This is a genomic window from Ideonella sp. (genome assembly GCF_041914305.1).
In the GTDB taxonomy this organism is placed as follows: Bacteria; Pseudomonadota; Gammaproteobacteria; order Burkholderiales; family Burkholderiaceae_C; genus Ideonella.
In genome coordinates this window covers 252,451-266,149 of sequence record NZ_JAYSDQ010000001.1, presented here as the reverse complement: position 1 = coordinate 266,149, position 13,699 = coordinate 252,451, and the positions used below count along the sequence as shown (strand labels likewise).

At 68.9% G+C, this 13,699-nt stretch carries 13 protein-coding genes; all 13 read right to left on the bottom strand.

Annotation, left to right across the window (positions count from 1 at the left end):
* Nucleotides 1-71: 71 nt before the first annotated feature.
* The 13 genes from ACE3SG_RS01045 to ACE3SG_RS00985 all read right to left on the bottom strand — a co-directional run bounded on the left by ACE3SG_RS01045 (nt 72) and on the right by ACE3SG_RS00985 (nt 13,602).
* Nucleotides 72-860 carry an SDR family oxidoreductase gene (locus ACE3SG_RS01045; protein WP_374562052.1) on the bottom strand — a complete coding sequence of 263 codons (789 nt, stop codon included), beginning with the start codon at nt 858-860 and terminating at the stop codon, nt 72-74.
* On the bottom strand, nt 860-1,300 hold the full coding sequence (locus ACE3SG_RS01040) for a VOC family protein (protein WP_374562051.1): 441 nt from the start codon (nt 1,298-1,300) through the stop codon (nt 860-862). The genes ACE3SG_RS01045 and ACE3SG_RS01040 overlap by 1 nt, the downstream gene beginning before the upstream one ends.
* Nucleotides 1,297-1,917 (bottom strand): LysE family translocator, encoded by a 621-nt coding sequence (locus ACE3SG_RS01035; protein ID WP_374562050.1) that lies wholly within the window; start codon nt 1,915-1,917, stop codon nt 1,297-1,299. Before ACE3SG_RS01035 ends, ACE3SG_RS01040 begins: the two co-directional genes overlap by 4 nt.
* A gap of 4 nt (nt 1,918-1,921) precedes the next feature.
* Complete coding sequence (locus ACE3SG_RS01030; RefSeq protein WP_374562049.1) at nt 1,922-2,347, bottom strand: GFA family protein; 426 nt, start codon at nt 2,345-2,347, stop codon at nt 1,922-1,924.
* 25 nt (nt 2,348-2,372) lie between these two features.
* Nucleotides 2,373-3,305: a DMT family transporter gene (locus ACE3SG_RS01025; protein ID WP_374562047.1), complete on the bottom strand. Its 933-nt coding sequence runs from the start codon at nt 3,303-3,305 to the stop codon at nt 2,373-2,375.
* Nucleotides 3,302-4,171, bottom strand: coding sequence for a GNAT family N-acetyltransferase (locus ACE3SG_RS01020; protein WP_374562046.1), 870 nt, complete (start codon nt 4,169-4,171; stop codon nt 3,302-3,304). Before ACE3SG_RS01020 ends, ACE3SG_RS01025 begins: the two co-directional genes overlap by 4 nt.
* Before the next feature lie 374 nt (nt 4,172-4,545).
* Nucleotides 4,546-6,174: a gamma-glutamyltransferase family protein gene (locus ACE3SG_RS01015; RefSeq protein ID WP_374562045.1), complete on the bottom strand. Its 1,629-nt coding sequence runs from the start codon at nt 6,172-6,174 to the stop codon at nt 4,546-4,548.
* A 125-nt stretch (nt 6,175-6,299) separates the two neighbouring features.
* Nucleotides 6,300-7,940, bottom strand: a complete 1,641-nt coding sequence (locus tag ACE3SG_RS01010; RefSeq protein WP_374562044.1) for an MFS transporter — start codon at nt 7,938-7,940, stop codon at nt 6,300-6,302.
* 71 nt (nt 7,941-8,011) lie between these two features.
* Complete coding sequence (locus tag ACE3SG_RS01005; protein WP_374562042.1) at nt 8,012-9,526, bottom strand: tripartite tricarboxylate transporter permease; 1,515 nt, start codon at nt 9,524-9,526, stop codon at nt 8,012-8,014.
* Nucleotides 9,527-9,544: 18 nt separating this feature from the next.
* Nucleotides 9,545-10,009 carry a tripartite tricarboxylate transporter TctB family protein gene (locus tag ACE3SG_RS01000; protein WP_374562041.1) on the bottom strand — a complete coding sequence of 155 codons (465 nt, stop codon included), beginning with the start codon at nt 10,007-10,009 and terminating at the stop codon, nt 9,545-9,547.
* A 274-nt stretch (nt 10,010-10,283) separates the two neighbouring features.
* Nucleotides 10,284-12,122 (bottom strand): GspE/PulE family protein, encoded by a 1,839-nt coding sequence (locus tag ACE3SG_RS00995; protein ID WP_374562040.1) that lies wholly within the window; start codon nt 12,120-12,122, stop codon nt 10,284-10,286.
* 36 nt (nt 12,123-12,158) lie between these two features.
* Nucleotides 12,159-12,890 (bottom strand): spermidine synthase, encoded by a 732-nt coding sequence (locus tag ACE3SG_RS00990; RefSeq protein WP_374562039.1) that lies wholly within the window; start codon nt 12,888-12,890, stop codon nt 12,159-12,161.
* Nucleotides 12,891-13,035: 145 nt separating this feature from the next.
* Nucleotides 13,036-13,602 carry an outer membrane beta-barrel protein gene (locus ACE3SG_RS00985; protein WP_374562038.1) on the bottom strand — a complete coding sequence of 189 codons (567 nt, stop codon included), beginning with the start codon at nt 13,600-13,602 and terminating at the stop codon, nt 13,036-13,038.
* Nucleotides 13,603-13,699 lie beyond the last annotated feature (97 nt).

Sequence of the window (13,699 nt, the reverse complement as noted above, 5' to 3'; positions counted from 1 at the left end):
TTCGGGCGATGCCGGATTGTCCCGGCTCGCGCCACCACGCCACGGGCCCGCCGCCAAGCCGCTGACCTGCGTCAATAGGTGCCGGGGTACAGCCCGCCATCGAGCAGCCAGTTCTGCCCGGTGATGAAGCCGGCGTGCGCGCTGCACAAGAACGCGCAGGCGGCGCCGAATTCGTCGGCGGTGCCGTAGCGCTGCGCCGGCACGCCCAGGCGCCGCTGGTCCCACACCGATTCGGCCGGGCGGCCTTGGCGCTCCGCGGCGGCTTGCACCGTCTTGCGCAGGCGGTCGGTGTCGAACGGGCCGGGCAGCAGGTTGTTGATCGTCACGTTGCGGCCGGCCAGGCGCGGCTGGCGGGCCAGGCCGGCGACGAAGCCGGTCAACCCGCTGCGCGCGCCGTTGGACAAACCCAGCGTGTCGATCGGGGCCTTCACCGCGGCCGAGGTGATGTTGACGACGCGGCCGAAGCCGCGCTGCGCCATCGCGTCGACCGTGGCCTTGATCAGCGCGATCGGCGTCAGCATGTTGGCGTCGAGCGCGGCGATCCACTGCTCACGCTCCCAGTCGCGAAAATCGCCCGGCGGCGGCCCGCCGGCGTTGTTGACCAGGATGTCGACCTGCGGCGCCGCGGCCAGCGCCGAGGCCCGGCCCTCTTCGGTCGTGATGTCGCCGGCCACCGGCCGCACGACGACGTTCGGATTCAGCTTGCGCAGCTCGGCCGCGGTTTCGTGCAGCGCCTCGAGGCCGCGCGCGGTGATCACCACGTTGACGCCTTCGCTGACCAGCGCCTTCGCGCAGCCCTTGCCCAGCCCCTTGCTGGCCGCGCAGACCAGCGCCCACTTGCCCTTCAGACCGAGGTCCATCACCGCTCCTGGTTGTCGTTGCCGGCTGGTGTTGCCGCTTCGCGCGGTTGCAGCAGGTCCCACTGGTTGCCGTACACGTCTTCGAACACCGCGACGGTGCCGTAAGGCTGCTCGACCGGGGGCCGCACGAAGACCACCCCCTTGGCGGTGTAGGCCGCATGGTCGCGCCAGAAATCGTCGGTGTAGAGAAACAGGAACACGCGGCCGCCGGTCTGGTTGCCGATGCGCGTGGCCTGCTCGCTATTGCTGGCCTGGGCCAGCAGCAGCCGCGTCTCGCGCGCGCCGGGCGGCGCGACGACGACCCAGCGCTTGTTCTGCTCGGGTACGAACGAATCTTCGACCAGCTCGAAACCGAGCACGCCGACATAGAAGGCCAGGGCCTCGTCGTAGTCGCGCACGACCAATGAGACCAGGCCAAGCGATTGGCGGCGAGCGCTCATCGGCGCGCCTCGCGCAGCGAGGCGAACAACAGGCTCACGCCCAGGGCCCCCAGCGCCGCGCCGGCCAGCCGCCCGACGATGCCGCGCTGCGCCGCGTAGCCGGCCCGCACCCGCGGGCGCGAGAACACATACGCCAGCCCCAGATGCCACGCCAGCGCGTTGCCGACAACCAAGGCCACCGAGGCGGCTAGCACGGCGGCGCTCGGGTGGGCCGGCAACGCCGCCGAGAACACGCTGCCGAAGAACAGCGCCGACTTCGGGTTGGACAGGTTGGTCAGCAGCCCGAGGCGGAACGCGCGCCAGGCCGGCACAACGCGCGGCTCGCTCGCCGACGGCGCCTGCGCGCGCCACAGCCGAGACGCGATGTACAGCAGGTACAAGGCGCCACCCACCTGCAGCACCAGCCGCACGGTGGGGAAAGCGACGAACAGCGCATTGACCCCCAGCACCGCGGCGGTGGACCAGATGACCGCGCCCGCCGCCACACCCAGCGCTGCGCGCATCGCCGCCCGCGGCTGCCCGCTGGCCGACAGTTGCGACACCAGCAGCATGTTGGCGCCCGGGGTGATCAGTGCGGCCACGTGCAGCAGCCAGATGGTGACAAAGACACTCAGCATCGTTTCAAGCCCTGGAGAATTCGACATCGGCAATCCAGCCACGGCGGCGCCGCGCCAGCCGCGCGGCCTCGTCTTCGCCGTCGAAGCTGGCGGGTGAGCATTTGAGCAGCTCGGCCGGCACGCCTTCGAAGGTGTTGACGTTGACGACCGCGTACAGGCGGTCGTCGAGCCGGCAGCTGACCACCGGCACCACGCCGCAGCGGGCGCAGGTGTGGAAGTCGGCGGTCCGGGTGCCGAAGACGTAGGCCGAGACCTGCGATGCGTCTTTCACCTGCACCCTCAGCGACCCGGTCGGGCAAGAGGTCCACACGCCGCCGTGCTTGACGCAGAAGGTGCAGCCGCAAGCCCGCGCCGGGATCTCGGCGGGCTCGGGCGACCAGTTCAGCTTGAACGTGATGTTGCCGCAATGGCAACCACCGGAAATCAACATCCCCACTCCCATTCGAGGCCGGTGTTCATCGGGCCCGCGCCAGCAGCCACACCCCGGTCAGCACCAGCGCGGTGCCGGCCACCAGCAAGGGCGTGAACGGTTCGTTCAGGAAGACCACGCCCATCGTGATCGTGCTCATCGGGCCCACCATGCCGGCCTGCGAGGCCAGGCTGGGGCCGATGCGCTCGATCGCCATCATCACCATCCACACCGGCGCCACGGTGCAGGCGGTGGCATTGAGCAGCGACAGCCACAGCACCGGCTCGGCCACCCGCGCGGCCGCCAGCGGGTCACCCGCCGGGTTGAACAGCAGGAAGTGCGCGATGCAGAACAGGCTGGCGATGCTGCCGGCCCAGCCGGCCAGGCGCATCGAGCCCAGGCGCTTGACCCATTCGCCGCTGAGCACCATGTAGGCCGCGTAGCTGATCGCGCTGCCGAAGACCAGCGCCGCGCCGGCCATCACGCCCTCGCCTTCGAGCTTCAGCTCCTGGCCGAAGACCAGCACGACGCCGGCATAGCTGACGGCCAGCGCCAGCAACTGACCCCGGCCCACACGCTTGCCAAGAAACAGCGCCGACAGGCCGAGCACGATCGTCGGGTTGAGGTACAGGATCAGCCGTTCCAGGCTCGCACTGATCAGCGCCAGGCCCATGAAGTCGAGCAGGCTGGCCAGGTAGTAGCCCGAGAAGCCCAGGCCGACCAGCGCCAGCAGCTCGCGCCGGGTCAGCCGGGGCTTGCCGCGGCCGGCCCACCACGCGATGGCGGCGAACAAGGGCAGCGCGAACAGCATGCGGTACATGATCAGCGTGACCGGGTCGACGCCGTGCCGGTAGGCCAGCTTGACGATCACCGCCTTGCCCGAGAACGCGATCGAGCCGGCGAGCGCCAGCGCCAGCCCGGGCCAGCGGCGCGGGGCGGGCGGGGGCGCAGCGACGGCAGCGGTGGCAGCCGCGGTCATGCGTCGGCGGCGTCCAGGCCCAGCCGCTGCGAGCGCCGCGCGGCGGCGTCTTCGGGCGGGTTGCGCTGCAGGCCCCATTCGCGGTCGAAGCGCTCGAAGCCGAGCGACTCGTAGATGCCGATCGCCACGTCGGCGGGGTCGGCGCACATCAGCAACTCGGTCAGGCCCCAGCGCTCGAAGCCCCAGCGGCACACGCTGTGCACCAGCGCCTGGCACAGCCCGCGGCGGCGCCAGGCGGGGTGCACCAGCACGTTCTGGAATCGGCCCAGCGCCCCGTCGCGCAACAGGCCGCAATCGGCCACCAACGTGTCGCCGACCCACAGCCCGAACCAGTCGCCCAGGCCGAGCGCGTACAGCTGGGCAAAGCGCCGCATCTGCGCATCGCGAAAGCGCCGGTAGCCCGGCGGCTCGTGGCCCTGGGCATCTTCGCACTGCAGGTCGACGAAGGCCGGGATGTCCTTGCTGAAGTCGATCGGGCGCAACCGCCACGGCGTCTTGACACGGGGCTCGACGAGCGTGCGCAACTGGCCCGGAAACAGGCGCAGCGTCGCCATCTCGATGAGTTCGAACCCGGCGTCGCGCCAGGCCGGCAACGCGCCTTCTGGCGGCACCGCGCTGTTGACGCCGATCGCCACATGGCGCACGCCGGGCCGGCCGGCGGCCACCTCTTCGTCGAAGCGCTGCAGCCAATGCGCCAGGTCGGCATCGGCCGGCGTGTCGGCGATCATCAGGCAGTTGCCCCAGTAGAAACCTTCGTTGCCGGGCGTGAGCACGACGATGCAGTCATCGCGCTCGATGATCTCGCCATCCACGCGGTGCAGCAGGAAGTCGGTGCGCCAGCCGGGTCTCAATTCAGCGATCTTCACTGTCGACACCTTGACGTTTTCAAACAAGTGTCTTGCGCGGATCCGGCTTGGGCCTGTTCACACTACGCAAGCCCGTGCGAACGGGCCGTGCAGGGATGCAGGGCAAGGCGCCCGCCGCCGCCCAGGCTGGTGCCTGGGCAAGGTGGGCAACGACGCCATGCGCCCTGCACGGCCCGTTCCCGAAGGGTTGCCACCAGAACAGCCGACCGCGGCGTTGCAAAGCCTCGCCGTGGCAGCACCACGGCTTCGTTTCGCGCCTTGCGCTCGACTTGTTCTGATGGCAACGCATCGGGCTTTCGTAGTGTGAACAGGCCCTAGACCGGGCCGCTGCAAGGGCCCCCTCGGGGGGCAGCCCCGGAAGGGGGCGTGGGGGCCTACATTCCGACGGCCGCGCCGTCGCGCCGCGCGTCACTGGCCGCGACATAACCTTCCACCGCCGGGTCGCCCTGGCGCCAGATGAACTGGCCGGCACCGAAGTCCATGTAGCTGTCGTCCAGCCCTTCGAACTGGTGGCCCAGCGCCTGCAGCCCGGCCAGCGTGTCGGGCCGCATCGAACGCTCGGCATTGAGCGCCAGGCCCTGGTTGAAGCGCCAGCGTGGCGCATCGCATGCGGCCTGCGGGCTCTGGTGGTAGTCGAGCATACGCACCAGCGTCTGCAGGTGGCCTTGCGGCTGCATGTTGCCGCCCATCACGCCAAAGCTCATCTGCGGCTCGCCGTCGCGCATCAGGAAGGCGGGGATGATGGTGTGGAACGGGCGCTTGCGCGGACCAACCACGTTAGGGTGCCGCTCGTCGAGCGTGAAGCCATGGCCGCGGTTCTGCAGGCTGATGCCGTACTGGGGCACCACCACGCCGGAGCCGAAGCCCATGTAGTTGCTTTGAATGAAGCTGACCATCATGCCGCGCTCGTCGGCCGCCGTCAGGTAGATGGTGCCGCCCTTGACCGGGTTGCCGGCCTGGAAGTCTTGCGCCCGCTTCGGGTCGACCAGGCGGGCGCGCTCGGCCAGGTAGGTGTCGTCCAGCAGGTCCGTCGGCTTCAGGCCCATGCTGGCGGGGTCGCTGACGTAGCGGTAGGTGTCGGCAAAGGCGAGCTTCATCGCCTCGATCTGCAGGTGCTGGCTCTCGACACCGTCGGGGTCGAGACCGCCGATGTCGAAGTGGCGCAGGATGCCCAGCGCGATCAACGCGGCAATGCCCTGCCCATTGGGCGGGATCTCGTGCAACCGGTAGCCGTGGCGATAGTCGACCTCGATCGTGTCGACCCACGCGGGGCGGTACGCGGCCAGATCGGCCTCGGTCATGGCGCCGCCTTGCTCTTTGGCCTGGCGGGCGATCGCGGCGGCGATCTCGCCACGGTAGAAGGCCTCGGCCTTCGATTCGGCGATCAGCCGCAGCGCCTTGGCCGCGGCCGGCAGGCGAAACAGCTCACCCACCTCGGGCGCGCGGCCGCGTGGCAAGAAGGTCTCGGCAAAACCGGGCTGGCTGACCAGCTCGTGCACACGCGAAGCGAGCGTCCATTTCTGCTGCACGATCACCGGCACCGCGTAGCCGCGCTCGGCGATCTCGATCGCCGGCGCCATCAGGTCGGCGAACGGCAGTCGGCCGAAACGCTCGGACAAGGCTGCCCAGGCCGAAACCGCACCGGGCACGGTCACCGCATCCCAACCACGTGCCGGCGGCGTCTTCTGGTCGGCCGTGCCTTTCTGGCGGAAGTACTCGGGCGTCCACGCCGCCGGCGCGTGACCGGACGCGTTCAAGCCCTGCAGGCGCTGGCCGTCCCACACGATCGCGAACGCGTCGGAGCCCAGGCCATTGCTGCAGGGCTCGACCAGCGTCATCACCGCGGCGGTGGCCACCGCTGCGTCGACCGCGTTGCCGCCGGCCGCCAGCATGCGCAGGCCGGCTTGCGCCGCCAGCGGGTGCGAGGTGGCCACGATGTTGCGCGCAAAGACCGGCGAGCGGGTGGACGCATAGCCGGTCGACCAGTGGAAGTCGTGTCTCATGGCGGCAGGCCCCGTGGTGCAGCGTGGCCGGTGGAGGGCAAGCCCAGGAGTCTGCCACCAGTCACCATGCCGACCCTTTTCGTTGGGTGATGGCAGGCTTGCCGCAGGGGCAATCGAGCACGGGCTCAGCTCACCAGCCGCTCGGCCACATAACGCTTGACCTTCGGCGGTGCCTCGCCCAGGTGAAAGGCCAGGCGCTGCTCGCGCAGGCCGATGTCGGACGCGGTGAAGCGCTCCAACCGGCGCTGGTGCTCGATCCAGTTCTCGTCGACGAAGTACTCGATATAACGGCCCGGCACCGAGGTGTCGCGCAGCAGCGCCCAGGTCAGCGCGCCCTGGCGCAAGCGCGCGCGGCGCGTCACCTGCATCACGCGGGCAAAGTCTTCGGCCCGCGCGGGGTCGATCTGGTACTCGACCGACACCATCACCGGCCCGTCGTCCGGCGCGACGTTGACGGCGACCTCGGGCACGCTGGCCGGCGGGGCGGGGGTGAGGTCTTCGTCGCCGCCGCCTTCGACCGACACGCGGCGCGTGGCCAGCAGCGCCAGCGGGCCGAACACCGCCGCGGCGATCACCGCGGTGCGCACGTCGGACCAACCCGCCACCTGGCCCCACAGCAGCGAGCCGGCGGCCGAGCCGCCCATCAGCGCCATCTGGTAGATCGACATGCCGCGTGCACGCACCCAGTTCGGCAGCGCCAGCTGGGCCGAGATGGTCAGCGAGTTGGCGGTGGAGATCCAGGCCATGCCGGCCACCACCATCGCCGGCAGCGCCAGCCAGACCTGCGGCGCGAATACCACGCACAGCGACATCACCGCATGCACCAGCGTGCCGTAGCGCACGAACTGGTCGCGGTCGAACCGCCGGCGCCAGCGAGGGAACAGCAACGCCGCGGTGATGGCGCCTGCCCCCAGGCAGGCCAGCATCACGGTGAAGCTGCCCGGGCCGCCGCCGTGCAGGCCCTTGGCGATCAACGGCAGCAGCGCCATCAGCGCGGTCGATTGCAGGAAGAACAGGAAGATGCGCAGCAGCACCGCCCGCATGCGCGGCGACTGCATCACATGCTGCCAGCCGACGCGCATGGCGCCGACGAAGCGCTCGCCGGGCAGCACGCTCTCTTTGTGCTGCGATTTCCAGCGCAGGATCAGCACGAACGCGCCGAAGGCCAGCAGCGCGTTCAACACGAAGACCCAGGCGCTCGACGTGGCCGCGAGGATGGCGCCGGCCACCACCGGCCCCACGATGCGCGACAGGTTCATCGCCACGCCGTTGAGCGCCAGCGCCTGCGGCATGTGGTGGCGCGGCACGATCTCGGGCACGATGGCCGCGAACACCGGCCAGCGCATCGCCAGGCCGATGCCGTTGGTGAAGGTCAGCGCGATCAGCAGCGGCGCGGTCAGCGAATCGGTCAGCGACATGATCGCCAGCACCACCGCGTTCAGCGACACCCACAGCTGCGTGGCGGCGAAGTAGCGCCGCCGGTCCAGGATGTCGGCCAGTGCACCGCTGGGCAGGCCCAGCAGGAACACCGGCAGCGTCGACGCCGTCTGCACCAGCGCCACCAGCACCGGGCTGGTCGTCAACGTGGTCATCAGCCAGGCGGCCGCCACGTCGTTCATCCACATCGTGATGTTGGCGGCCAGCCAGGCCAGCCACAGCATGCGGAACAGCGGCGTCGCGAACGGGGCCAGCGCCGACGTCGAATGCGCGGGGTCGGCTGCGGCTTCGGCTGCCGCAGAGACGTCAGGGGCGGGGTCGTTCGTCACGCGGTGCAGGATGGCAGGATCAAAAAGCCCCGCTCGAGGCGGGGCATTCGATCAACAAAACCTTGCGGCGATCAGTCTGCATCCTGGAATGCTTCTTCGCGCTTGTTCTTGATCGACGGCAGCATCACCACCACGATCAGCGCGAAGGCTGCCAGCAGCAGGCCGGCCGACAACGGGCGGGTGACGAAGGCCGACCAGTCGCCGCGCGACAGCAGCAGCGCACGGCGCAGGTTCTCTTCCATCATCGGCCCGAGGATGAAGCCCAGCAGCAGCGGCGCCGGCTCGCAACCGAGCTTGTAGAACAGGTAGCCGATCAGGCCGAAGCCAGCCGCCATGTAGACGTCGAAATTGTTGTTGTTGAGCGTGTACAGGCCGATGCAGCAGAACACCAGGATCGCCGGGAACAGGTGGCGATAGGGCACGGTCAGCAGCTTGATCCAGATGCCGATCAGCGGCAGGTTCAGGATCACGAGCATCAGGTTGCCGATCCACATCGATGCGATCAGGCCCCAGAACAGCTCGGGGTTGCTGGTCATCACCTGCGGGCCGGGCTGGATGCCCTTGATCGTCATCGCACCGACCATCAGCGCCATCACCGCGTTGGGCGGGATGCCCAGCGTCAGCATCGGGATGAAGCTGGTCTGCGCGCCGGCGTTGTTGGCCGACTCGGGCCCCGCCACGCCGCGGATGTTGCCCTTGCCGAAAGCCTCTTCGCCCGGGCGACCCTTGACCTTCTTTTCGACCGTGTAGGCAGCGAACGAGGCCAGCAGCGCGCCACCGCCGGGCAGCACACCCAGCAGCGAGCCGAGCGTGGTGCCACGCAGCACCGCGGGGAACGCGTCCTTGAAGTCCTGCTTGGTCGGCCACAGGCCCTTGACGTCTTTCGTGAAGACTTCGCGGTGCTCGGCCGGCTGGCCGAGGTTGGCGATGATTTCACCGAAGCCGAACACGCCCATCGCGATCGTGACGAAGCCGATGCCGTCGGTCAGCTCGGCGATGTCGAAGCTGTAGCGTGGCACGCCCGAGATCACGTCGGTGTTGATCTGGCCCAGCAGCAGGCCGAGCAGGATCATCGCGATGGCCTTGACCAGCGAGCCCGAGGCCAGCACCACTGCGCCGATCAGGCCCAGCGTCATCAGCGAGAAGTACTCGGCCGGACCGAACTTGAAGGCAAGTTCTGTGAGCGGCGGCGCGAAGGCCGCGATGATCACCGTGCCGACGCAGCCGGCGAAGAACGAGCCCAGGCCCGCCGCGGCCAGCGCCGAGCCGGCGCGGCCCTTGCGAGCCATCTGGTAGCCGTCGATCGCGGTCACCACCGAGCTCGATTCGCCCGGCACGTTGATCAGGATCGCGGTCGTCGAGCCGCCGTACTGCGCACCGTAGTAGATGCCGGCCAGCATGATCAGCGCCGGCGTGGCGTCGAGCGCGTAGATCGACGGCAGCAGCATCGCGATCGTCGCGACCGGCCCGAGGCCGGGCAGCACGCCGATCAGCGTGCCGAGCACGGCGCCGCCGAAGGCGTAGAAGAGGTTGGTGAGCGTGAACGCGGTCTGGAAACCGAGTCCGAGGTTGTGAATCAGGTCCATGGTGGTGGGTCCTCGTTCTCAGCCGCCGAGAAAGCTCGGCCACATCGGGATCGTCAGCTTGAGCCCCAGCACGAACACGGCCCACGACATCGCGGTGAGGATCACCGCGTTGATGATCGAGCCGAGCCAGGTGTGTTCGTCGCTGGCGTAGGCCGACATCAGCACCAGGATCGGCAGCGAGATCACCATGCCCAGTCGCGGCAGCGCGAAGCCGAAGACGGCCACCGACACGATGATCACCACCAACGGCTTCCAGGCGAATGCACCGATCGGCTCGCCATCGTCGGTCTCGATCGTCAGCGCCTCGAACAGGATCATGCCGCCCAGGATGGCCAGCAACACGCCCAGTCCGAACGGGAAGTAGGCGGGCCCGGGTCGGGCAGAACTGCCGAAGTTGTAGTTCAGCGCGCCGATGGCAAACGCAGCACCGACGACGATGAACATCAGCCCGGACCAGAAGTCCTTTTGGCTTTTTACTTTCACGGGCTGTCCTTGGTTGGCCCCCAACGGGCCCTTCCGGGCCCTGCCCCCGAGGCGGCTCGCGCAGCGGGCCGGCAGAGCGGATCCGCGCACGCCACTTGGCGGGAGTGGTGGCAAGCTGTTGACGTTCCCTATCAGGGGTGTGCGGCGAATTCTAGGGAGCACCCCTGTACGCGTGGCTGTGGATTACACGTAAGGAATGATCACAGCATCGGCGGCTTCGGCCACGCCGGCGCGGCCGCGTGAGGCGGCTGTCGAAACAACTCGAGAACACCCCTCAGGAGGGGGCCTCGGACTCCCACCGCGGCGTGCAGCGCAGCACTTCTTCGAGCGAGGTCAACCCCTGCGCCACCTTGGCCAGCCCGGCCACGCGCAAGGGCTGCATGCCTTCGCTGACGGCGTGGCGGCGCAGGCGCGCGACATCAAGATGGGGATGGATGGCCGCGCGCGCCGGCTCGGTCATCATCATCAACTCGTACAACGCCGCGCGGCCGCGGTAGCCGGTGCCGCGGCAGGCCGGGCAACCCACGGCCTTGTGCGGCCGGATGGTGCCGGCCAGGCGCCACGGCGCGGCCAGCGACTGCAGCGTCTCGACCGAGATCGCCGGGTCGGGCTGCTTGCAGCTGGGGCACAGCGTGCGTGTTAGCCGCTGCGCCAGCACGCCGATCACCGTGGCGGTGATCAGGTAGGCCGGCACGCCCAGGTCGACCAGGCGCGTGATCGACGCCGGAGCGTCGTTGGTGTGCACGGTCGAGAAGACGAGGTGGCCGGTGAGCGAGGCCTGGATCGCCATCTCGGCGGTTTCCAGGTCGCGGATCTCGCCGACCATGATGATGTCCGGGTCCTGCCGCATCAGCGCGCGCAGGCCGTCGGCGAACCCCAGGTCGAGCGCGGGCTGCACCTGCGTCTGGTTGAAGGCCGGCTCGACCATTTCGATCGGGTCTTCGACCGTGCAGACGTTGACCTCTTCGGTCGCCAGCTTCTTCAGCGTCGAGTACAGCGTGGTCGTCTTGCCCGAGCCGGTCGGGCCGGTGACCAGGATGATGCCGTGCGGGTGCTCGATCAGCTCGTTCCAGCGCCGCGCCTCGTCGGGCGAGAAGCCGAGCGACTCGAACGGCTTGTCGACCGTGCCGGGGTCGAAGATCCGCATCACGACCTTCTCGCCGAATGCGGTGGGCAAGGTCGACAAGCGCATTTCGACTTCGGCACCACCACCGGGCGCGTTGTCGGGCCGGCGCGTCTTGATGCGGCCGTCTTGCGGGCGGCGGCGTTCGACCACGTCCATGCGGCCGAGCAGCTTGATGCGCGCGGTCATCGCCGCCATCACCGGCGCCGGCACCTGGTGCACCAGGTGCAGCACACCGTCGATGCGAAAGCGGATCACGCCGGTGTCGCGGCGCGGCTCGAGGTGGATGTCGCTCGCGCGCTGCTCGAAGGCGTATTGCCAGAGCCAGTCGACGATCTGCACCACGCCCTGGTCGTTGGCGTCGAGCGCGTGGTCCTTGATCTTGCCCAGGTCGACCAGCTGCTCGAAGCTGACCGCCGAGGCCGCCAGGTCGCCGGTCTTCTTGGCCACGCGCACGTTGGCAGCCAGGGCGTAGAACTCGGTCGTGAAGCGCGACACATCGTCGGGCGTGGCCAGCACCAGCTTGATCGGGCGGCGGGTGTGGGCCTCGATGTCGGGCAGCCAGGCCACGTCGAACGGCTCGCAGGTCGCGACGGTGATCTCTTGCGGGCCAACGTTCAGCGGCAGCGCGCGCCGCGTTTCGGCGTAGGCCAGCGACATCACGTCGGCCACCTTGCTGGCGTCGACGCGCAGCGGGTCGATGCGCTGGAACGGCAGGCCGAAGCGGGTGGCCAGCCAGCGCGTCAAGACCTCGGTGTCGAGCGCGCTGCCATCGCGCACATCCTTCAGCCCGGCACCGCCCAGCCGCAACAGCGGGTGCAGGCTGGAGCCGGCCTGGCCAAAGCGCTTGGCCAGCACATCGGCCTCGTGCGGCGCCAGCACGCCGTCGTCACGCAGCCACTTCAGCAGCTGCCGCATGTCCAACCGCCCCTTCGGCGGCACCGCGGGGCGGGGCGTGGTGCCGGCAGACGATGGGGTCGATGCGGTCATGACAGGGCTCGGTGTCTCAAGGGAAACAAAAGGCACTCAGACGGGCGCAACGGGCAGGGGCCGGACCATCCGCAGCCACTTGCGCGCCGGCAGGCCATAGCGCTGTTCGATGTTAGCGGCCCGCGCGGTCAGGGTCTCGCGGTCGGGCACCTTTACATCGCGCGCGGCCACGATCACCGTGTTGCCTTCGCGCGTGGGCCGCAGGCTCCAGACCTGGTCGCGGCCGAAGACCGCGGCGATGCGGTTGGCGCTGCGCTCGAAGCTGGTATCGCGACCGAACAGGTTGACGGTCATCAAGCCACCGTCCGCATCCAACACGTTGCGGCAGTCGGTGTAGAAGTCTTCGTCGTCGAGCACCGGCGCAGCGGCCTCGTGGTCGTACAGGTCGACATTGAGCACCTGTGCGACGCCGATGTGCGCCGCGTCGGCCACCCAGCGTGCCGCGTCGTCTTCGACCACCGTCAAGCGTGCGTCGTCGTGCGGCAGCCGAAACCACAGCCGGTTGGCGCCGATCACCGTGGGGTTGATCTCGACCACCGTGGTCTTCATGCGCAAGACCTTGTGGCAAAAGCGCGTGATCGAGCCGGCGCCCAGGCCCAGCTGCACGGCATGGCCCTTGTTGACCTGGTCTTGCGGCCGCCACAGCATCCACGCCATCATGCGCTGGATGTATTCGAGCTCCAGCGATTGCGGCTGCGACAGGCGCATGGCCCCCTGCACCCAGGGCGAATCGAGGTGCAGGTAGCGCACGCCGTCGTGTTCGGACATCGTTGCGCCGGCAAGGTCTTGGGTTCGAGCAGCCATTGGGCGGCACTGTAGCAAGCGGCGAGCGCCCGCCCGCCCCCCACGCCCCAATGGAAAACGCCACCCGGCGAGGGTGGCGTTGCAGTGCGTGGCCGTGAAGCCGCAGCGATCAGAAGTCGTAGCGCACGCCCACCGACAGCGAACGCACGCTGGCGTCGTCGTCCTGGTATTCGGCGCGGCTGAAGTCGGCGTCGCCGACGATCTTCCAGTTCTTGTTGAACGCGTAGCCGACGCCCAGGCCGAAATAGGCCTTGACGTTGGTGTCCGAGTCCGAGCTGCTCACGCCGCCGGCCGATGCGCTGATCTTGGCGTCCATGTTGACGGCGCCCAGGCGCACGTTGCCGAACCAGTTCTCGCCGAACGGCACCTGGTAGGCCAGGCCCAGCATCAGGCCGCTCGCACGCGCGGTGGTCTTCACGCTCTGCCCCAGCACGTTGACCGTGGCCCGGGCCTTGCCGAAGTCGATGTAGCCCAGTTCGGCATACAGGTTGTTGGTCAGCTCATAGCCGCCGACCAGCTTGTACGAGGTCGTCGAGTTCTTGCACGACTCGGTGCCCGAGCAGTCGGCCTCGATGTGGCCAGCGCCGACGTTGCCGCCGACATAACCCGCCGCATGACCGGCGGTGGACAACAGGCAGCCCGCCACTGCAGCCAGCGCCAAAGCAATCTTTTTCATCAGAACCATTTCCTGAGAGAGTCTTCGTTGAACAACCGCCATCTGCGATTGCGGGCCGGATTGTGGCGACTCGGCGATAGAGGCAGCACACCAAAAC